Origin of the sequence: Streptomyces sp. NPDC057950, from assembly GCF_042887295.1 — a bacterium.
Lineage (GTDB): Bacteria > Actinomycetota > Actinomycetes > Streptomycetales > Streptomycetaceae > Streptomyces > Streptomyces kaempferi.
In genome coordinates, this window is sequence record NZ_JBHVPP010000049.1 from 1 (window position 1) to 19,338 (window position 19,338).

Annotated in this window: 18 protein-coding genes and 2 pseudogenes; 5 read left to right on the top strand and 15 right to left on the bottom strand. The window is 68.2% G+C overall.

Annotated elements, in window-relative coordinates; all coding sequences use genetic code 11:
• Window positions 1-194 precede the first annotated feature (194 nt).
• Complete coding sequence (locus tag ACFVTC_RS42395) at window positions 195-464, bottom strand: hypothetical protein (RefSeq protein WP_390135141.1); 270 nt, start codon at window positions 462-464, stop codon at window positions 195-197.
• Between the two features lie 247 nt (window positions 465-711).
• Between ACFVTC_RS42395 and ACFVTC_RS42400 the strand changes: the two genes are divergently transcribed.
• Window positions 712-2,259, top strand: a complete 1,548-nt coding sequence (locus tag ACFVTC_RS42400; RefSeq protein WP_390135143.1) for an SAM-dependent methyltransferase — start codon at window positions 712-714, stop codon at window positions 2,257-2,259.
• A 1,160-nt stretch (window positions 2,260-3,419) separates the two neighbouring features.
• On the opposite strand, the gene ACFVTC_RS42405 is transcribed toward ACFVTC_RS42400, so the two are convergent.
• From ACFVTC_RS42405 to ACFVTC_RS42445, 9 genes are all read right to left on the bottom strand, one after another.
• The gene (locus tag ACFVTC_RS42405) at window positions 3,420-4,271 is read right to left on the bottom strand and encodes a hypothetical protein (protein WP_390135145.1); all 852 of its coding nucleotides are present in this window, start codon (window positions 4,269-4,271) and stop codon (window positions 3,420-3,422) included.
• Between the two features lie 35 nt (window positions 4,272-4,306).
• Window positions 4,307-5,152 (bottom strand): twin-arginine translocase subunit TatC, encoded by an 846-nt coding sequence (gene tatC / locus ACFVTC_RS42410; RefSeq protein WP_390135147.1) that lies wholly within the window; start codon window positions 5,150-5,152, stop codon window positions 4,307-4,309.
• A gap of 97 nt (window positions 5,153-5,249) precedes the next feature.
• Window positions 5,250-5,510, bottom strand: a complete 261-nt coding sequence (tatA, locus tag ACFVTC_RS42415) for a Sec-independent protein translocase subunit TatA (protein WP_390135149.1) — start codon at window positions 5,508-5,510, stop codon at window positions 5,250-5,252.
• Window positions 5,511-5,774: 264 nt separating this feature from the next.
• Window positions 5,775-6,158 carry a Sec-independent protein translocase TatB gene (locus ACFVTC_RS42420; RefSeq protein ID WP_390135151.1) on the bottom strand — a complete coding sequence of 128 codons (384 nt, stop codon included), beginning with the start codon at window positions 6,156-6,158 and terminating at the stop codon, window positions 5,775-5,777.
• Window positions 6,159-6,421: 263 nt separating this feature from the next.
• A complete protein-coding gene (locus ACFVTC_RS42425; protein WP_390135153.1) occupies window positions 6,422-7,549 on the bottom strand; it encodes an alpha/beta fold hydrolase in 1,128 nt (375 codons plus the stop codon).
• Between the two features lie 163 nt (window positions 7,550-7,712).
• On the bottom strand, window positions 7,713-8,186 hold the full coding sequence (locus ACFVTC_RS42430) for a VOC family protein (RefSeq protein WP_390135155.1): 474 nt from the start codon (window positions 8,184-8,186) through the stop codon (window positions 7,713-7,715).
• Between the two features lie 256 nt (window positions 8,187-8,442).
• Window positions 8,443-9,432 (bottom strand): nitrilase-related carbon-nitrogen hydrolase, encoded by a 990-nt coding sequence (locus ACFVTC_RS42435; protein ID WP_390135157.1) that lies wholly within the window; start codon window positions 9,430-9,432, stop codon window positions 8,443-8,445.
• Between the two features lie 446 nt (window positions 9,433-9,878).
• Window positions 9,879-10,328 (bottom strand): MarR family winged helix-turn-helix transcriptional regulator, encoded by a 450-nt coding sequence (locus ACFVTC_RS42440; protein ID WP_390135159.1) that lies wholly within the window; start codon window positions 10,326-10,328, stop codon window positions 9,879-9,881.
• 411 nt (window positions 10,329-10,739) lie between these two features.
• Entirely contained in the window at window positions 10,740-11,378 is a 639-nt protein-coding gene (locus ACFVTC_RS42445; protein ID WP_390135161.1) for an HAD family hydrolase, read from the bottom strand.
• Window positions 11,379-11,801: 423 nt separating this feature from the next.
• Here ACFVTC_RS42445 and ACFVTC_RS42450 point away from each other — a divergent pair, with 423 nt between their 5' ends.
• Window positions 11,802-12,179 carry a VOC family protein gene (locus tag ACFVTC_RS42450; protein WP_390135163.1) on the top strand — a complete coding sequence of 126 codons (378 nt, stop codon included), beginning with the start codon at window positions 11,802-11,804 and terminating at the stop codon, window positions 12,177-12,179.
• A gap of 94 nt (window positions 12,180-12,273) precedes the next feature.
• On the opposite strand, the pseudogene ACFVTC_RS42455 reads toward ACFVTC_RS42450, so the two are convergent.
• The 3 genes and pseudogenes from ACFVTC_RS42455 to ACFVTC_RS42465 form a co-directional block, all read right to left on the bottom strand.
• Window positions 12,274-12,684, bottom strand: a pseudogene (locus ACFVTC_RS42455) (transposase); the annotation flags it as partial.
• Between the two features lie 594 nt (window positions 12,685-13,278).
• Window positions 13,279-13,458, bottom strand: a pseudogene (locus ACFVTC_RS42460) (MFS transporter); the annotation flags it as partial.
• A gap of 143 nt (window positions 13,459-13,601) precedes the next feature.
• Window positions 13,602-14,336, bottom strand: a complete 735-nt coding sequence (locus tag ACFVTC_RS42465) for an SDR family NAD(P)-dependent oxidoreductase (protein WP_390135165.1) — start codon at window positions 14,334-14,336, stop codon at window positions 13,602-13,604.
• Between the two features lie 381 nt (window positions 14,337-14,717).
• Here ACFVTC_RS42465 and ACFVTC_RS42470 point away from each other — a divergent pair, with 381 nt between their 5' ends.
• Window positions 14,718-14,879 carry a hypothetical protein gene (locus ACFVTC_RS42470; protein WP_390135167.1) on the top strand — a complete coding sequence of 54 codons (162 nt, stop codon included), beginning with the start codon at window positions 14,718-14,720 and terminating at the stop codon, window positions 14,877-14,879.
• 35 nt (window positions 14,880-14,914) lie between these two features.
• Here the strand turns inward: ACFVTC_RS42470 and ACFVTC_RS42475 are convergent, their stop codons facing one another.
• Window positions 14,915-15,409, bottom strand: coding sequence for a MarR family winged helix-turn-helix transcriptional regulator (locus tag ACFVTC_RS42475; protein WP_390135169.1), 495 nt, complete (start codon window positions 15,407-15,409; stop codon window positions 14,915-14,917).
• 490 nt (window positions 15,410-15,899) lie between these two features.
• Between ACFVTC_RS42475 and ACFVTC_RS42480 the strand changes: the two genes are divergently transcribed.
• Window positions 15,900-17,354, top strand: a complete 1,455-nt coding sequence (locus tag ACFVTC_RS42480) for an MFS transporter (RefSeq protein ID WP_390135171.1) — start codon at window positions 15,900-15,902, stop codon at window positions 17,352-17,354.
• Between the two features lie 162 nt (window positions 17,355-17,516).
• Complete coding sequence (locus tag ACFVTC_RS42485) at window positions 17,517-18,284, top strand: MerR family transcriptional regulator (protein ID WP_390135173.1); 768 nt, start codon at window positions 17,517-17,519, stop codon at window positions 18,282-18,284.
• A 424-nt stretch (window positions 18,285-18,708) separates the two neighbouring features.
• Here the strand turns inward: ACFVTC_RS42485 and ACFVTC_RS42490 are convergent.
• Window positions 18,709-19,338, bottom strand: a 630-nt coding sequence (locus tag ACFVTC_RS42490; RefSeq protein ID WP_390135175.1) for a CoA transferase, incomplete at its 5' end; no start/stop codon positions are given.

Genomic DNA, 19,338 nt, shown 5'->3' on the forward strand with positions numbered 1-19,338 from the left:
ACGCCAACGTCGCCCGAACACGCCTCACTTCATGTAAATTCACCACCCCAACATGCTCTTGATCAGCGCAAACCGAAAGACCTAACGGAGTCCTATTACGAGCTCGTGCACTGTAGGCGGTGAGACGTCGGGCCTGAGACATCCAGCGAACTGCCTGTCCAGGCGACACCGAGACCAGCCATAGAACTGGCGCATCACGGCCTCTCGGCGAGCCTGCAGCGCGCCTCGTCGGTGAGTGGGATACGGGCGGTGATGCGTTCGCCGACCGCCTCCCTCCGCGCCTCAAAACCGTAAGTGACAGCTACCACGATCTCCAGACCGTGCTGACCCGGCCGCCCGGGATTCGCCGGCCGCACCACCGGGAGCACCAGGTCGGTGTCCCCCACCGCCACCTCGATGACATCACCGTCGATCCGAAACCCCATCAACACGGGCCCCGGCGCAATATTGCCTTCGGCTTTCACAATCGGACTGGTAGCGTGCACGACGTCTGGGAGCTATGTGAGGGTTGAGGAGGTGGGTTGATGACCGTCGGGTTCGGCGCTGCCGCGCGCAGTGCTTCCGCTATCCCCGCCTTCAGGGCCCGGGGCTGACGCCGCGACCCTTCGTCCGTTCAGTTCTTCGGGTCCTTGATCTCTCTCGACAAGGAACCTTTCTCTCGCCATGAGCGACTCTTCGTTCGACCTGACGAAGTTTCAGAACCGTATTGCCGTGAGCAGTGCGCCACGCGCCGCGGCCTACCCGGCCGACTGGGTGCTCGAGAACCAGATGGGGCCCAACGCCCTGTGGCTCGTCGAGGAGCTGACTGCCGCGATGGACCTCCGTCCCGGCATGCGCGTCCTCGACCTCGGCTGCGGGCGCGCCCTGACGTCCGTATTCCTCGCCCGCGAGTACGGCGTCCACGTCACCGCCGCAGACCTGTGGATCGACCCGTCCGAGAACTGGGAGCGGATCCGCGCGGCCGGCGTCGAGGACTCGGTCGTCCCGTTGCGCGTCGACGCGCACGACCTGAAATTCGCCGAGGGGTACTTCGACGCGGTGGTGTGCGTCGACGCCTACGAGTACTTCGGCACGGACCACTGGTTCCTGCAGTCCCTGCTGCGGTTCGTCCGGCCTGGCGGGCAGATCGGCGTCGTCACGCCGGGTGTGACACACGAGCTGGACGGACGCGCGCCCGAGCACCTCGCGCCTTGGTGGGACTGGGAGTACAACGGCTTCCACACCCCGCAGTGGTGGTGCCGGCTGTGGGAATCCTCGGGGAAGGTGGACGTCGAGCGTGCGGACCTCCTTCCGGACGGCGCAGCGCACTGGCTCGCCTGGGAAGAGGCACTGCTGGAGACGGATCCCGCGGAGCGTACGGATGAGGTGGTCGCACTGCTGCGGGCGGATGCGGGGCAGACGCTGGGGTTCGCACGGGTCGTCGCCCGGAAGCCGGAAGAGACGGGCGACGGCGGTGGGCGGATCTCACTGCGGGCGTCGCCGGTGGTCGAACCCGGCGTGCTGGCCGAGCGGTTGACGCTGCCGCAGTATCCGCGCAGCGCGGCCTACGACCCGGCGTGGGTGATGGCCAACGTGATGGGACCGCATCCCCTTTGGCTGATGGAGTGGCTGACCCGGGCGATGCGGCTGGAGCCGGGGATGCGGGTGCTCGATCTCGGCTGCGGAACGGCTCTGACCTCGGTGTTCCTGGCTCGTGAGTTCGGCGTGCACGTCACTGCGGCCGACTTGTGGATTACCCCCGGGGACAACTGGCGACGGGTACGGGAAGCGGGCACCGGCGCCGGAACGGTGACGCCGCTCAGCGTCGAGGCACACGAACTCCCCTTCGCAGACGGCTACTTCGACGCAGTTGTGAGCGTGGACGCCTACCACTACTTCGGGACGGACGTCCGCTACCTGCCGACGCTGGCACGATGCGTGCGGCCCGGCGGGCAGATCGCCATGGCGGCACCGGGCACTCGGGTCGACCTCGACGCCGAGCCGGTGCCGGAGCATTTGTCGCCGTGGGCGGCCGACGCAGACTTCTGGACTTTCCGGACCCCCCAGTGGTGGCACCGGACCTGGGAGCGCAGCGCAATGGTCACGGTGGAGACCGCGGACGCCCTGGAAGACGGCTGGCGGGAGTGGTTGCTGTGGAATCGCACCTGCGCGGAGTTCGCCGACCCGGAGTGGACATCCGGCCCAGCCCGGAAGGACCCGATCGTCGCTGACACGGGGCGTGTACTGACCCTCATCAGAGTGGTGGCGTCCCGGGACTGAGCCCCCTACGCTGTGCGCGGCCAGTTCCGGGGCGTGGTGGCCGCGCACGGCTAGGTCTAATGCCGTTGCTTTACGGGTCTGGGTTGGGTGGTCGGGGTCGTTTGATGCGGATGGCTTGGATGCCAGCGCAGGTGGGTTGGGGCCAGGGTTCGTGCTCAGCCCGCTCGAGCCAGTAGTTGGACATCTTGCGCTTGACGACACGGGGGCTGGCTGCGAAGCCGTCTGGCGGGCAGGAGCCTTTCCAGCAGGTCTTCTTGGAGTACGTGCAGTGCTCGGACCAGGAGCTCAGGGGAAAACCGCCCGGGGTGACGGTCACACTGCGCCGGGCGGAGCGCAGGGTTTCGGTGAAAGGGGCACGATCCGGGCCGAGTTGGCGGGTGGCTGCGGTTCTCATCATCAGTTCCCGCAGCGCGTGGTGGACCAGCCGGCTTCGATCGGGGCAATGCCGCTGGCCGGGCAAGCACATCGGTGTCCGTATCGCCCGCAAGGGAGTCGAGTCCGGCGAACGGTCAGGGCGCCGACGACGCCAACTCCCACAACCCGTCCGGAACATTCCATCCCTACCGTCCACTCCCCATGACCAGTACGACTACCAGGCGCGGAGACCGGGGGTGTTGCGAGCGATGGGGCGGGCTGGGTACCGGTGAGGGCGACGACGGTCTCGTTGACGGCCATCTCATGCGGGGCACCCGAGCGGGCCGCACCGCGCGCGTTGCCGCCGATGTCAGCTGCCGGACGCCCGAAGACCTCGGCCGCGGCGGTGAGGCCGAGCGAGGTCAAGGCCCCACAGTTTCTGCCCGTCCCGGGCGCTGCCCTCGGAGAGCGTCAGGCCGTGCCTGGCCAGGTCCAGGCAAGCGTTGTGTACACCCTGGGATGGGCTGGTGGTTGACCGGTCAACGGCGAGAGGGCTGTGTAACACGGCGAGACTTCGAGAAGGTCCTGGGCGAACTGAGCGTGACAGGGCAGGTGGTGAACGGCTCCGGCACCGGACTCGCGGGTTACACAAAGACCAAAAGGACCTGCGTCGCGAGGTGCTGGAGACCGTCCAGCAGGGCACTGCGGGGGCTGCGCGAGGAGAACGGGGAGCAGCTCACCGCACTCGGACTCGAATGGGCGTGAGGGCTCGGTCGTTGTGGCGATGAGACCGCCACAGGGCTGGTTCACCGCTCAGGTGAACAGGACATTTTTGACGTCGATGGTGACGAGTTCGACGTCCCGGGACACCGTTCCGTCCTGTCCCCGCCGGAAGACCCGCCGCCGGGTCGGAACCATGATTCCATCGAACTCCTGTATTCGCTCGGGTAATGCGCGGCAGGCCCGGCGTTGATGACCTCGGGCGTGTAGTCGTGCCTGCGCAGGAGCCCGTTCGAGTCGAAGTAGAAGATCTGCACGGGGCAATGCGTCGCGATGTGGTCGGGGAAGGTGACCTTCAGGCGCTTCCACTCCTCCCCCTCCTCCGTGTGCGGGGAAAGTTCCGCGGCCTCGAATCCGGGCGAGGAGAAGATGAACGGAGACGTGAAGTACGTCCACATGGCATATCCGGCGAAGTAGGCGACGTGCAGATCGTCCCAGGGGCTGTGTACGTCGGCCGGGAACGACGCACGGGGGTCAAAGCGATCGGCCTTCACGTCACCGGCGGCGCTCTCCACGGCAACACGCTTCGCGGTGAAGGATGACCGCAGGTGGGGCGCTGTGAAGGGATAGTGGCTGGCATGCTGCCGGTGCAGGTCCAGGCGGACTGCCGCTTGACTCAGGATCCCCTCCTGACCCTTGAGCCGCCACAGCGAACCCCCGACCCGGAGATGCGCGGTGACCGAGGTGAACCGGTTGTACCGGTGCAGGCCGCCGTGCGCCTCGATGACGGTGGTGATGAGGTCACTCATGACATGTATCTCCCTGATCGTGTTCAGCCGGATGTGTACGTCGGCCGCATGGGCGCTGAGCAGCCAGGCGAACTCCGCGCTTCCAAGCACTTGCTCTTTTTCGGTGGCCAGGGCGGCGACGTCCGGCAACTGCCCGTCCGGGCCGCTCCTCAAAAGGGAGCGGATCAGAGCCGACTGACGGTGAGGTCGCCGGCGGTGTCGAGGCGGGCAGGGGTGAGCTCGAGGTGCGATGCCTCGGTGTCAGCGATCGCGCCCGGACCGGTGGGGCTGGTGCGGTGCCGCCGTCGGTCGTTGCACCAGGCGATCGCGCAGGCCGCCAGGTAGAGCAGGCTGATGGGGGTGGCGAGCAGCAGCATGCTGAGCGGGTCGGTGCTGGGGGTGGCGAGGGCGGCGAAGGCGGTGATGCCCATGAGCATGGCGCGCCACCAGCCGACCATCCTGCGTGCGCTGATCACGCCGGCGAGGTTCAGCAGCACGAGGAGGACGGGGAGTTCGAAGGACAGGCCGAAGACGAGGACCATGCGGGTGGCGAGGTCGAGGAAGTCGTCGACGGGCAGGAGGTTGGTGGCGTTGTCCGGGGTGAAGGAGATCAGCACCCGTGCCGTGGTCGGCAGACTCCAGTACGCCATGGCGGCGCCGGTCAGGAACAGCGGGATGCCGGCGCCGAGGAAGGCCAGGGTGTACTTCTTCTCGTGGCGGTGCAGTCCTGGTGCGAGGAATGCCCACAGCTGGTACAGCCACACCGGGCTGGCGGCGACGACGCCCACGGTGATCGACACTTTCAGTGCCAGGGTGAAGGGTGAGAGGAGTCCGTTGAGGGAGATCACCCCGCAGTGCCCCCCGGTGTCCGCGCCGGCCAGTCGGCCAGGGGCGCAGCCGGGCAGGGGGTCGATGAGGAACCCGATGAGCTGCTTGTAGAACAGGGCTGCGGCGACGGTGACGAGCAGGATGGCCCCGACGGCCTTGAGCAGGCGGTTGCGCAGCTCGCGCAGGTGCTGCCCCAGAGACATGTGTGCTTCGTCGTGGGCTGGTTGGGGCGTCATGGGCGGTCCCGGTTCCTTCGGTGCGGCACCGACCACGCGTGGGTCGGTCGGTGGCTTCGGCGTTTCAGCGCTGGGCGGAGGTTTCCGCCTCGGCCGCCGCTCTTGCCGTATGCCGGTTCTCGGACGCGGTCCGGAGGGCCGCGGCGGTGTACGCGGTCGATGGTTCGTCGGAGTCGTCCTTCTGCATGGCCTTGGTCTCGCTCTTGAGGATCCGCAGTGACTGCCCGAATGAACGGGCCATGTCGGGGAGCCGCTTGGCACCGAACAGGAGGACGACGACGAGGAGGATGAGGATGATCTCGGGTGCTCCGAGCCTGCCGAACATGGGTGTTTCCTTTCCGTAGGTCCATGGGCGCAGGAGCGGTACTCCTGCGCGCAGAGGCTTGCCGGCCACGGATGCGTGCGGCCGTGCCCTGCGTCGGGGGGGGACGTTGGTGTGCTGAGACGTTGGTGTGCTGGTTGGTGATTGGGCGGGCTGGCCCCGGCTGCGGGCCGGCACGGGACGGCCGGGCCCTGGGTCTGAGACGGCGCTTCTCCGTGCGCGCCAGGGGAGGTCCCGCGCCCGGGGCTTGCCAGGTGGCGCGCTTTGTCAGCGCCGGCGCCCGGTGGCTGTGGGAAGCGGTCCGTGGGTGGTGGCCTTTCCGAGGCCCTTCGAGGTGTCGGTCTCGGCGCTGTCGAGCGGTTCGTCCCCGAGGGTGAGGCCGGCGGTCAGGTGACCCGCGTCGAGGCCCTGGCCGCCGAGCAGGTTCTTGGCCAGGAGGGTCTTCGGATTGAGATCCTCGAGGGTCAGATCCTGGAACTCGGCGGGTAGTTCGTCGCGCATGCTCGCCTGGGCGCTCTGTGAGAGCTCCCGGAGTTTGCGCAGTGTCCGCAGGGTGTCGGACAGCATCCTGGGGAGCTTGTCGGGCCCGACCAGAATGACGGCGAGCACGACCAGTGTCACGACTTCGAGCGGGCCGATGTCGGAAAACATCCATGCCTCCCTTCGGGGATGGTGACGGCTCCGCCGCTCCTGGACAGCAGGCAAACCGTGGCGTTGCGTTCGTCCCGGTCCTGCTTGCCGGGGCACCCGCGGCCAGGGCGTCCTCGGTCGAGGGCTCCGGCCGTGGGATCAGCAGGGAGCGATGTGGGGGCTCTTCGGTGAGGGGCGCCGGCTGCTCGATGGCGGCGACGCTGCCGCACGGGCGAGCTCGTTCCGTCACGCCCGGGGCGTGCCCGGGCGTGACGGTTCGTCCGCTAGCGGGACGGGCCGGCGGCGCGGCGGTACGGGGCGAGGAAGTGCGTCAGTTCGTCGAGCAGTTTCCTGGGGTTCTGTTCGGCGACCCAGTGGCCGGCGCCGGGGATGACCACGCCCTGCACGTCGTCCGCGAGGGGCATCATCGCGTCCGCGACATGCGAGCCGTAGCCTTCCGATCCGCCGACCGCCAGGACCGGCATGGCCAGCTTGCTCTCCCCGCGCCCGGCGTTCTGGTCGAGGGTGGCGTCCCAAGCCCGGTAGAGGCCGAAGCTGCCCCGCAGGGCTTCGGGGTCGGAGAAGAGGCGGAAGTAGTACTGCCGCGCATACTCCGGCAGCTTCGGTCCGCCCTGAATGTCGAACTCGTAGCCGAAGAAGATCTCCTCCCGGCCCCTGACCAACCGCTCGGTCAGCTCGTGGTCGATCCGGTTGAAGGGGATGTGCCAGAGCCGGTTGTTGACAGGCTCGGGTTCGAACAGGAGCGGAGAGCCCTTGCGGGTCGGAGGACCGGGGACCTCCAGGAGAGCCACGCGGGCGACCCGCTCCGGATGGTCCGCCGCCAGCGCATAGCTGATGATCAGGCCGGTGTCGTGACCGGCCACGGCAAACCGCTCGTGCCCGAGCGCGCTCATCAGCGCCACCAGGTCATTGGCGAGAGTGCCGGAGTCGTACCCGCTCCTCGGCTTGTCGGTCAATCCGATGCCGCGCTGGTCGACGGCGACGACTGTGTGGCGCCGTGCCAGCTCCGGCATCACCATGCGCCAGGCGTACCAGTTCTCTGGCCACCCGTGTACCAGGAGCAGCGGTGGCCCCTCACCTCCGGTGACCACGTGCTGGCGGATCCCGTTGGCCCGGACGAACCGGCTGGTGAACGTCTTGGTGAATCCTGCCGGCAGGTGCGGCGCCGTGGCGACCGAGCCGAAGCCTTTCGGTATCCGCCTGGGCTCGCCGGCGACGGCAGGCGTCAGACCACCCGCCGCCAGCGAGATGCCCGCGGCAGCGGCGGAAGCGGCTGCGCCGCCGACGAAGGCGCGTCGTGAGAATCCGCGCCGCGGGGTGGCGCGGTGGGACGTGGGCTGGTCAGGGCCAAGGCCATCCTGGCCGGACGGCTCTGTGGGCGACATGCTCATGGGAGTGTTTTCTCTTTCCGATGGTCAGGGCATACAGCGCGCAAGCCGGAACAGAAAGGAGCACATGCTCCTAAATGCCGGGGCGTGACGGCTGGACGCGGAGGCAGCCGTTCGCGGTGTCACCACCGCGCCGAACGTCGCCGGCCGCGGGGAAGCTGAGGTGTCAGCGGCCAGGGAAGCGCTCAGTGATCTCCTGGAGCACCCAGCCGTTCCCGTCGGGATCGCTGAAGGTCAGGAAGGAGCCGTAGGAAGCGCGCTCGGGGTGCGCACCGGGGAGCCGCCCCTGACCTTCGAGGGTGTGGGTGAGTGTGCCGCTCTCGTGGCCGTGGTACAGCAGCCCGCCAGCGTCGTGGAACACCTCGCTCACCTCGATGCCGCGGCCGGTGAGTTCGGTGTGCGCCTCCTGGATGTCGGAGACGACGAGGTACAGCCCCTGGGCCGAGCCGGGGGCGGCGGAGGTCATCCCGGCGCCGAACATGATCGAGGTTCCGGAGCCGGGCGGCGTGAAGTGCACGGCCCGCCAGTCCTCGCTGACGGCCTTGTCGAGATCCAGGTGGAATCCCACCTGCTCGTAGAAGGCCTTGGCCCGGTCGATGTCGGTGACCGGCAGGACGATGAGTTCGAGCTTCATGTACATGTGAGGTCTCCCTCTTTCGGTGTGGGTGAACCCGCGCACCCGCGGGTGGCCGATTCCGCAGTCGGGGGGGCGGGGCGGCGTCGGGGTCCTTCTGCAGGTCTGGAGCGTGACGACGCCCCAGGGCCGCGACCCTGCCTGACGGGCCGTTGCCGTCTTCGGGGCAGTCGGGCAGTCGGGCAGTCGGGCAGTCGGGCAGTCGGGCAGTCGGGCAGTCGGGCAGTCGGGCAGTCGGGCAGTCGGGCAGTCGGGCAACGTCTCACTGGGTGTCGGCGGTGCGGTCCTCACCGGATGTCGTGAAGGAGTGGGCTCCGGCGTGGGCGTCGCGCTCGTGGAGATGGAATGCCGGGGTGCGGTCGACCATGAGGCTGAGCAGTTCCGGGCGGCTGTAGTGGCCGCGTGTGTCCGACAGGCGCTTGCGCCGGTCGATCAGCTCGAAGTCCAGGTCGGCGATGACCTCGCCCTCGCCGGACGTGAGCGGTTCGCCGATGACGCGGCCCTCGGGGTCGACGATGGCGGTGAAGAAGCCGCCGGACATCGCAGCGGCTGGGGCGCCGGTGTCCTCGGCGAGCTTCGCCTGCTGGTCCGCGTCCAGCCATGCGGTGGCGTTGACCACGAAGCAGGCCGACTCCAGTGCGTGCTGACGGATGTTGACCTCGATCTGCTCGGCGAACAGCTCGCCGCCGAAGGAGCCGGGGTACATCGCAGCGTGGATCTGCTCACCGTCGGCCATCAGCGCGTAGCGCGCCAGCGGCAGGTAGTGCTCCCAGCAGGCGAGCTGGCCGATCCGGCCGACGGCGCTGTCCACCGCGCGCAGTCCCGAAGCATCGCCCTGGCCCCAGACCATTCGCTCGTGGTAGGTCGGCGTGAGCTTGCGGCGGCGTTGGATCAGCGTGCCGTCCGCGTCGAAGAGCAGCTGGGTGTTGTAGAGGGAACCACCGTCACGCTCGTTGACGCCGATCGAGACGACCATGCCGGCCTCACGGGCGGCCGCGCCAATCGCTTCGGTCTCGGCGGACGGCACGGTCACCGCCTCCCCCATCAGCCGCAGGTGCTCCTTTGCCATGGAGTACGGCGGCTGCACGAAGGAGAAGTACGGGTAGTACGGGACGACGGTCTCGGGGAACACCGCGAACTGGACACCTTTCCGGCCCAGGTCGCGGATCTTCTCCACCACTTTCCCAACCGTGCCCGCACGGCTGTAGAGAACGGGGCTGATCTGCACAGCAGCTGCCTTGACGACGGTCATGGTGCGACTCCATCTCACAATGCCGGGTCGGCGCACACGGGGGCCTTTCGATGAGCCAAGCCTCAGCAGGCATGGGACGGCCTCTCCGAGACCTCTATGACCCGGGAGGCTGCTGGGCTGTGCGCCGACCACTTTCCGACTCTGATGCCGTGCCCCGCCCGTGGCGGGGTTTCGGCGCTTGAAGGACGTGGCGGCCTGGCCGTCTCACCTCCCATAAATAGGAGCATATGCTCGTATCTGGGGAAAGGCAAGACCCCGTCCGGCGCACCTCAGACCTCCACCCACCATCGGGGACACCTCCGGAAGGGCACCCTGACCGGGGCATCGCAGCCGCGCCAGGACTTCTGGTCAAGGATTCCGTCCCGCACGCCGGACCCTTCCGGGCCCCCCGCGCCACGCCTGCCTTCACGAGCTCCCGCAGCCAAGCTGCGTGGCGCGGTCGTAGCTCACTCAGCCCATGGATCGAAGCCGGTATCGAGGACAGCCTCAAGGAAGGCACGCATCCGGGCCGCATCCTCGGCACCGAACTTCTTCTCGAACTCCGCCTGCGCACTCTCCCAGAGCGGGAGCGCCGCCTTCATCCGGGCCACGCCGCCGGGCGTGATGGTCACTATCCGCGCACGGCGGTCAGTCGCCGACGGCTCAATGGTGACCAGCCCCTCACGCTCCAGCGGCTTGAGGTTGGACGCCATCGTCGTCCGGTCCATGGCGATCATGTCGGCGAGACGAGTGATCGTCATGCCTTCGTGAACGCTGAGCAGCTGCAGAGTACTGAACTGAGTCGCCCGGAGGCCCAGCGGAGCCAGGGCCCTGTCGTACGTCGCACCGAGGTACCGCGACGCCTTGCGCAGCGCCAGGTTGTTACACAGATCCGCCCTCGACATCGCAGCCGTCATGGCACCTCCAGAGACTTCCGCCCAGTATACGAGCACCTACTCTTAAGCAGACACGCGGCTGCCGGAGACGACGGGGCGCGCCCGCAGGCCGTCAGGAACGCGAGCCTGTCATCGCGGCCGGCCCGCTCTGCAAGCGTGGGGTCTACGCCGAGCGTGCGACGGGCAGCGGTTCCGGGACACTCCGGCAGTGGCGATCACTGTGTGGCTCGGTCGGGTGACCCACAGCGTGCATGCGTGCCTCAAACAGCCGCCCGCGCCGTGTGGCGGTGACGTCCGGGCACCGGTCCATCGAGACCGGAACCGACTCCTACCGCCTCGCCGACACTCGAGCCCGTGCCGAACACGCGGAAGCGGGCTGATCAACGGCTCCACCGCCTGGCCGGCAACCGCTGAAGGCCGGCCAGGCCGACGTCATCGGAGCGGGACAGGCCCTGCAGCCCGGGGATCAGCGTTCAGATGAGCTGCGATGCGCGTAATTGTCCGGGCGTTGTCCTCGAACAGATGCGCCTGCATGCCCGCCGCCTGCGCAGCCTCAACATTGACTGGGAGATCGTCGATGAACAGACAGCTCTCCGGCCGCACCTCCAGGCTGGCACATACGGCCTCGAAAGCACGCGGGTCCGGCTTCTCGATGCCGATCTCGTGCGAGTACACGATCTGCTCGACCAGTTCGTCGAAGTGGTACAGCGCCGTCTCCCGCTCTCGGGCGCCAACGAAGCTGTTGCTCAAGATGCCCAGCCTGCAGCTTCCTCGCAGCCCTTGCACATGAGCGATGAGTTCCTCGTTCGGCTTTCCCAGGTATTCCGCCCAGAGACCAGCCATGAAGCCCTCGACCTGAGGCGCGTCGAGCCCCAAGCGTGCTGCCACCTGCTCGTGAACCTCTCGTTCACTGATGCTCCCGACGCTGCCGGCCTGCCACACGTCGCGCAGCCGCTCACGCACGGTGCCGAGCGGCAACTCCATGCGCTCTTCCCACCGCTGCACCCACCCCGTTTCCGGCGTGATCTCCAGCACGCCACCGATATCGAGAATGACGCAGGTCGCCGTCATTCGAACTCCCCCTCTTCGTCCTGCCCTGCTGGCGAGCGCACACCGCTCGCTCGTGTGATCTACGAAGACACTGTCGCCCTTCCCTCTGGGGCAAGGTCAAGCGATCTTGAAACCCTGTTGCAGCCCTGTTGCGAGCCGCCGGCACGACTCGGCCGCATCGGCAGGTGCCTTCAAAACTCGTGACGAACCGCAGAGTCCTCGGCCGGACGATGACGTCAGAACTCGTCAACAAACGCTGCCGCAAGAAGGGCTCTGGTCCACTTACTGTGGAGTCGGCCCGCCTCCAGTAACTGCGGGCAACGTAAGGTTCCGACCTTCGATGCTTACGCCTGGGCGGACCATGTAGATGGTCGGTTCTCACTCAGCCGTGGACAGCCGTCTCTAGGGTGTGCAAGGAAGTCCACTGATCGTCCCGGAGGCGTCATGCCCTTGCAGATGAAGTTGAGCGCGATAACCCTCGATTGCCCGGATCCGCCGGCATTGGCGGCTTTCTATCAGCAGGCCACCGGTCTGGAGCTCCACCCCAAGTCGAACGCCGACTTCGCCGGTCTCGACTGTGAGGACGAAGTCTTCATCGGCTTTCAACGGGTCGATGGCTACCGGGCTCCGCTCTGGCCTGAACAGACCGTTCCTCAACAGCTTCACATGTGCTTCAGGGTCAAGCAGGACTTGGATCAGGTCGAAGCACGTTTGCTGGAGCTGGGTGCGGGCAAACCGGATCATCAGCCTCACAGCGCCAGAGCGCGCGTTCTCACCGATCCGGTTGGGCACCCCTTTTGCATTGTCGAGGAGGCTGACTGAGGAGTTCACGCAGCCTGTGGGTCCCAGAGCCATGCATGCCCACGGAAGAGCGGGGCTTACACCGCAGGCACAGTCGCGCACAGGTGACGCTCGGTCACCTAAGCAAGACTCGTTTGCGGAGGAGTTCGAATCTCGCGCGGCCGAACATCTGGCGCTTGAGCATCTTGATCCGGTTGACAGGGCCCTCCACGACACCTGAGTTCCAGGGCAGAGTGAGGCCGACGATGACAGCGTCGAGATCGCGTTCGAGGCGCTGGACGAAGTGGCGGAGGCTGGGCAGGTCGTCAGTAGAGGTGGCAGCTTCGATCCAGGTCGGCAGCTGGTCGCCCTGGAGGTGAGCGACCATGTGGCCGAAGGAACGCACGTGCTCGGAGAGTGCTGTCCGTTCCGGGCAGTTGGCCAGAGCTGCTTTGAGCTGGAGCCGGTCGCCTTCGGGCAGGGCGTCGGGGTGGGTGAGGAGCCAGCGCGTGACGGCACGGGCTGACGGCGGGCGACGGCAGACCGGTCCCCGCGGTTACGGAGGCGTCCGCGCCTACGTCAGCAGGGACCTTCGCGGCACGCCCGCCGCCCGCACCCATCGCATCATCCGCATCTGCGAGCGCCAGGCAGGCAGGGGGTCGATCGGACGACGCGTCTCGACGTCGACGCGCCTGAACTCCTGGCGGATCTTCCGCAGATCCCGATGCAGTCCAACCGCACGACGTCAGTCGCCAAAGCCGCTCACCCGCCGGTTCGGCCGGCGGACGGAACGGCTGCGATCGACGCTCATCTCAGTCGGCTTGGCACTCGCGGGCCGGGCCGGGGCTCGCATGACGGACGTCTTCGAGCTCGGCAGGCGACCTGCCCCAACTGCGGGAGTCGGTCAGGGCGAATACACGGCTCCTGTCTGCGGTTTCCCCATGATCTGCCACCGGTTCCGACGGGCGAGGTCCGGTCCGAGCAGACCAGCCCGGCCCGCTCTTGAGCGTCACCTTCGCCAGCCCGCTGCTGGACTGGATCAACTACACCGCCCTCTGCCACTCCGTCTGCGCGGCGGCCTGAAAAGGTTGAAGAGGCGTGCGAATTGAAACGTCCCACAGGCCTCAAGGTGAGCTGTCGTCCAGGCGGCGGCACTCAGCAGGCCGACCTCGAACGTTCCGGCGTCCAAGGCGGAGACCGCGGCCAACGGCATCGCGATCCCGGTGACGGACGCACCGAACTTGCCGGCGGACTCGCCGCACCACAGCAATCGGAAGTCGCGGTGTCGGCGCAGCAGGCCAATGCGCAGGCTCTGGCTCATGAGGTACCACGCTCGCCCTCTCACGAGCGGGGTGGGTGAAGGGCGTCGCCCCGCTCCGGGCGGCGGGCACGCCGAGGGTGCGTGCCGCCCGGGTCAGGGGACCGACGGCGATGCGTGCCGCCCGGGTCAGGGGACCGACGGGGTCAGCCGATCGAGGGGCGTCCACCGGCGACTTCGAGGACGACGCCGGTGATGTAACTGGCGCGCCGGGAGGCCAGGAAGACGACGGCCTCGGCGATCTCCTCGGGCTCGGCGATGCGGCGCAGGGCGGTCGTGTCGGCGATGGCCCGCAGCGAGTCGGCGTCCATGGCGTCGGTTCCCGGGGTGCGGGTGGGTCCGGGGGCGACGGCGTTGACGCGGATGCCCCGCTCGGCGAACTCGGCGGCCCACACGGCGGTGAGCTGCTCGAGCGCGGCCTTGGACGCGGCGTACATGCCGGCGCCCTTGGCGGGGACCGTGGCCGCGAGGGTACTGATGTTCACGATGGAGCCGCGGCCGCGCCGAGCCATGCCGGGGGCCAGGGCGCGGACGAGCACGTAGGGGGCCTTGGTGTTCAGATCCATGTGCAGGTCGAAGAGTTCCGTGGTCATCTCCGAAGTCGGCAGGAACTTGTAGACGCCTGCGTTGTTGACGAGTACGTCGACGTCTCCGGCCTCACGGGCCAGGCGCTCGACGTCGGCGGGGTCGCCGAGGTCTGCCTGGACGAAGCGGGCGGTCCCTCCGGCCTTCTCGATCTCGGCGACGACATCGGCTCCGCGGTCCTGGTCGCGGCCGTGGACGACGATTTCCGCGCCTTCGTCCGCGAGTTGGAGGGCCACGGCGCGGCCGATACCGGCGGTGGCGCCGGTGACGAGAGCGGTGAGTCCGGACATTCCCATGGTTCATTCCTTCGCGTGCTGTGAGCATGTTGCTGTCGGTGGGCCGCCGCGGTGGAGGCGGTGCCACTGCCACAGGGAGGAGCGGCGCTGGTGACTTACGCGGAGTCGAAGATCAGGGTGCCTGTACTTTAAAGTTCCCTTCATCTTTGAAGTTCCCTTCATCAGTGTCGTTGACGTTAACACGCACCAGCCGACTCCCCTTCCTGAGCGGTGGCGGCGAGGGCCTGGCCGCATTGATACCCGCCGGGATCCCTCACCCGGCGAAAGCGCGCCCGGCGTCGGCCGCGTCGCACGCCGACCGGTTCCGCGGGATCTCGGCCTGCCGTACCACCGCCTCCGGTGACGCGGCCAGGACCTGCGGTCGACCGCCGTTGACTGCCGTTGAGCCGGCCGTCGGGGAGGGGCCGCAGGCACGACACCCTCGGCGTCGTCGCCGCTCAGACACCGTCCGAGCTCTACCGCGCCGCGGCGCAGAGCGACGAAATGCTCGGCCGGCTCGCCCTCGGTGTCGACGGGTCGGCTCTCGTGGCCGGTACGCGGTGAGGCGCGGCGCGGACCCTGTCCGTCGCAGGCGGGAGCTACTCCGACGTGCTGACGTCGAGCCCGGGAGCCAGGTCGGCCACCCGGTCGAGAAGCTCCACCAGTTGACCGTAATCGTGCTCGGACAGGGCCTCACGCAGGCCGTGTTCGACACGCTCGGAGAGGGACTTCGCGGCGACGGCCCGCTCCACGCCTGCCGGTGTGAGGGACACCAGCATGACCCGGCCGTGGTCCGGCGAGGCATGGCGCTCGACCAGTCCCTTGGCTTCGAGGTTCTTGACGATGCCGGTCATCGTCTGCGAGGTGACCATTCCCTCGCGGGACAGCTGGGTGCACGACTTCGCCACACCGCCGGTCAGGTAGCCCAGCACCTTGCACTGCGACTCCGTCAGGTCCAGGTTCCGCACCTCGTGGGCCTTGCGCGCCACGATGGACTGCTCGGCCCTCTTGAGGTGAAAGCCGAGCGTGCGCGGGGGAACCAACTGCGCGGACCGGGCGGCGGCCGATTCGCGGACCTTCTTCGACTGTGGCATCGCTGCCGGGCCTGCCTCTCCTGGAGCCGTTCACTAAATCATAACGCTTCACGAATGGAGGAACCTGTGTCGTATCAGGCTCCGGATCCGATATCCCGCGCGGAGTCCCGAGCCCGCCGAAGTCGGGCGTGAGCGGTGGTCGTTGGACCGTAGCGTCCTCGGTATGAGCGTCCTCGGCATGAGCGGCTTCGGCACACACCGGAGACGAGTCCACGACGAAGGCCTGTCCGCGCTCGTCCGTGGCGCCCCGCGGGACAGACGGCCGTGTCCTCCGCGTCTCCACACCAGGTGCGGTTCGACACGCCGGCGGCCCACACCGTGATCCGGGGCGACGCTCCACCGGTGTACTCGACAGCGGCAGGAGCGCGGCGAGGACGGCGGGATGTCCGACGTGCCGAAGAACCCGATGGTCAACGCCCGTGCTCGGCACCGGGGGTGTGGCGTGGCTTGTTGATCGCGGGCGTGCGGTCGCGTTCACTCGGTGCATGTGGTGACCAACGGTGATTCCCGCACGCCGCTGCCCCTGGGCGTAGCACTCGACCAGGCGTCCATTACACCGGTGCACCGGAGATTCTGGCTGGTGGCGGCCCTGGGGGTGATACTGGACGGGTTCGATTTCTTCATCATCGGCGTGGCCAATCCACTCATCGCCAAGGATCTGGGCGGCAGCACGACGGATCGGGGTCTGCTCTCGGCCGCGGCCATCGTGGGCGCCATGTTCGGAGCGGCGCTGCTGGGACCGCTGGGCGACCGTGTGGGGCGCAGCAAGATCTTCCGGGTCGATCTGTGGCTGTTCGTGATCTTCTCCCTGGCCTGCATGTTCGCCTGGGATCTATGGCCGTTGATCGCCTTCCGTTTCCTGCTCGGCATCGCGGTCGGGCTCGACTATCCCATCGCGGCCAGCTATCTGGCGGAGATCCTGCCGGCCCGCCAACGGGGCAGGTGGCTGGTGAGCGCCTTCAGTCTCCAGGCAGCGGGAATCATGATCGGCGCGGTCGTCGGTGTCGTCACCCTCACGGCGTGGCCCGAGATCGGCTCCTGGCGGATCATGCTCGGCTTCGGTGCTCTGCTGGCGCTGCTGATCATCTGGCTGCGCCGCACCATGCCCGAGAGCCCACGCTGGCTGGCTCAGCACGGCCGGGAAGAGGAAGCAACGGCGATCGCCGAGAGGATGACCGGCGTCGCCTGCCAGGTCACCGACAGGGACCGGGCACACCCACAGGCGCCGCGGGAAGGCTGGAACGCACTCCTGCAGCCCCAGCTGTTCAAACGCCCCTTGCTGAGGCTGACGGTGTTCACCTCGGTCCCCTGGTTCCCGATGGACATCGCCACCTACGGGGTCGGCATCTTCACGCCGACCCTGCTCGCCGGGCTGGCCCTGGCCGGCCCGAACGCGACGTTCCTGGCCGACGACATCTCCTCGACCGAAGGCACCGCGTTCCTGGATGTCTTCCTCGTCGTCGGCTTCGTGCTGGCCATCGTCTTCGTGGACCGGGTCGGGCGGATCCGACTGCAACTCGTGGGATTCGCCGTGATGACCATCGCCTTGTGCCTGCTGGCGGTCGCCGATCAGCTGCCCGGGGGCGGCAACACCCATCTGCCGCTGGTCTTCGTCGGGTTCGCGCTGTTCAACACGTTCATGAACCTGGGGCCGAACTCCACGACGTTCACCCTGCCCGCCGAGGTCTTCCCAGCCGACGTACGGGCCGCCGGGCACGGCTTCGCCGCCGGATTCGGAAAGCTGGGCGCGGCGCTGGGCACCTTCCTCTTCCCGATCCTGCTCGACTCCGCCGGTGCCTCCCCGCTTCTCTACGGAGCAGCGGCCACCAGCGCCCTCGCCTTCCTCGTCACCTGGACCCTCCGCATCGAGACCCGGGGCCGTTCGCTGGACGAACTCTCCGGCCTCGAAGCGGCCACCGTCTCCCCGCGCATCACCCCTCCGTGATCACGTCGCGCATGCGCGAGCCGATCGGCGGGCCGACGAGGACGATCCCTACGGGCCTTCCAAGGCTTTGCCGGCCGAAGCGCTCAGCCCCGGTCCCATGAAGCGGTAACGGTCGTCGTCACGCCTTGAACCTCACGCGATGTGAGGGTGCATCGTTGTTCCATGACCACTTCCGCCACCTGGAAGGTGGGCCGGCTCGCCGAGGCCAGCGGGCTGACCGTGCGTACGCTGCACCACTGGGACACCATCGGCCTGCTCAGCCCCTCACAACGCACCGCAGGAGGGCACCGGGAATACACCGAGGAAGACCTCGTCCGCCTGTATCAGGTGCTGGCGCTCCGCGATCTGGGGCTGACGCTGAACACCGTCGCGGCCTATCTCGACGCCGGGGTCGACCCCGTGGGGCTCGTACGTGACCACCTGGCAGGTGTGGAGGCATCCATCGCCACGCTCGGTGTCCTGCGAGAGCGGCTCGTGCGACTCGGTGACGCACTGTCCGCCGAAGAGACCGTGACGCCAACAGCTCTTCTCGACGCCCTGCGGGCCATCGGCGGCACCGGGCGCGGGAGCGAGCACACACTGGACCGCCATCTGGACGACGGTGGGATTCAGGTGCTGCGAAGTCGTGCCGCCGCCCTGGGACCCGCGAGGCACTACCTCCTCGAGGTCGAGTGGCCTGAGCTGTACCGCAGGGCCGAACGGCTTCGTACGGCTGGAATTCCCGCCACGGATGGGGAGGTACGTCGGCTGGTGGCCCGCATGGATGAGCTCAGCGCGTTCTTCTCCGGCGGTGACGCCGGTGTCTCCGCCGGTGTACGGGCTGCCTGGCATGACGATCCGGCCGCCATGTCCGGGGACGCCGATGCTCCGGTCGACGACTGGCGCGAGCTCTCCGACTACCTGAACCACGCTCGCCACACGCCCCGTTGACCGGCAAGTGCGGCGCGGCTGCGCTCCCGGAACGGCTGGTCCACTTGCCGGGGTGCCACCACCCGAGGGTTGATCCACCTGCCGGAGTGCCACCACCCGGGGTGCGCAGACATCCACAAACGCCGGTGCAGGGAAGGGAGTTGGGACCGAACGGCGGGCCCGTCGCCACCACGTCACCGAGCGAGACGGGGTCGCCTTCTCAGGGCCCGTTCGGCCTGCTCGTCGCGGACGTCGACGCGGACGTGACGTCTGCCTCCGCCGGTCGTACTCCGCGTCCGCGGCGGCGACGCTCCGTTCGCGGGAGGTCACCGTCTCTCGTGACCGCGGCCGAGGACCGAACCCTCGACCGCGGGGATCCGACTTGTACGCCATCGTGCGACGGAAGCCGCCGCATCTCCGGCCGGGAGCCGGCGGAACGCCCTGCTCACGGCGACGACCCCTCCGCGTCCGTGGTCGCCGGAATCGCTCCCTGCGTGCGCAGTTCGGCGACCTCGGCGGGGCCGAATCCCAGCTCGCCGAGGATCTCGTCGTTGTGCTCACCCAGGCCCGGGGCCCTTTTCGCCGGCGTCTTCGGTACGCCGCGGAGGTTGACCGGGCTGCTGATGGTCTCCGTCAGCCCCTCGACCCCCTCCAGCGGCACGACGATGTCGTTGGCGCGCAACTGCGGGTCCTGGGCGGTCTCCTCGGGCGTCTGGATGAGGCTGTAGGTGATACGTTCCCGGCCCAGGGCGTCCTTCCAGTAGTCGAAGGGCCGCGAGCGGAACTCGGTGTCGAGCAGTTCGCTCAGCGCGTCGGCGTTCTGGACGAAGCCCTCGAGGTTGGCGAATCGCGGATCCTCGAGCAGCTCGGGGTGTCCGACGGCTCGCGTCAGCCCCGGCCAGTGCGGGGGCGAGGCGACCAGCATGAACCACTCGCCGTCCGCGGTCCGGTAGGGGTTGATCAGCGGGTTCGCCGGCGCCTTCCGGTCGTGCAGCTCGAACGGTGTGCCGCCGGCGAGCGCGCCGGCCACGAGTGTTCCCGTGGCCCAGACGCCCGTGGCGAGCAGCGACGTTCC

Coding starts and splice junctions, on each gene's coding strand:
- tatC (WP_390135147.1), bottom strand. CDS start 5,152: ATGTCTCTGGGGCAGCACCTGCGCGAGCTGCGCAACCGCCTGCTCAAG.
- tatA (WP_390135149.1), bottom strand. CDS start 5,510: ATGTTCGGCAGGCTCGGAGCACCCGAGATCATCCTCATCCTCCTCGTC.
- ACFVTC_RS42420 (WP_390135151.1), bottom strand. CDS start 6,158: ATGTTTTCCGACATCGGCCCGCTCGAAGTCGTGACACTGGTCGTGCTC.
- ACFVTC_RS42425 (WP_390135153.1), bottom strand. CDS start 7,549: ATGAGCATGTCGCCCACAGAGCCGTCCGGCCAGGATGGCCTTGGCCCT.
- ACFVTC_RS42430 (WP_390135155.1), bottom strand. CDS start 8,186: ATGTACATGAAGCTCGAACTCATCGTCCTGCCGGTCACCGACATCGAC.
- ACFVTC_RS42435 (WP_390135157.1), bottom strand. CDS start 9,432: ATGACCGTCGTCAAGGCAGCTGCTGTGCAGATCAGCCCCGTTCTCTAC.
- ACFVTC_RS42440 (WP_390135159.1), bottom strand. CDS start 10,328: ATGACGGCTGCGATGTCGAGGGCGGATCTGTGTAACAACCTGGCGCTG.
- ACFVTC_RS42445 (WP_390135161.1), bottom strand. CDS start 11,378: ATGACGGCGACCTGCGTCATTCTCGATATCGGTGGCGTGCTGGAGATC.
- ACFVTC_RS42450 (WP_390135163.1), top strand. CDS start 11,802: ATGCCCTTGCAGATGAAGTTGAGCGCGATAACCCTCGATTGCCCGGAT.
- ACFVTC_RS42465 (WP_390135165.1), bottom strand. CDS start 14,336: ATGGGAATGTCCGGACTCACCGCTCTCGTCACCGGCGCCACCGCCGGT.
- ACFVTC_RS42475 (WP_390135169.1), bottom strand. CDS start 15,409: ATGCCACAGTCGAAGAAGGTCCGCGAATCGGCCGCCGCCCGGTCCGCG.
- ACFVTC_RS42485 (WP_390135173.1), top strand. CDS start 17,517: ATGACCACTTCCGCCACCTGGAAGGTGGGCCGGCTCGCCGAGGCCAGC.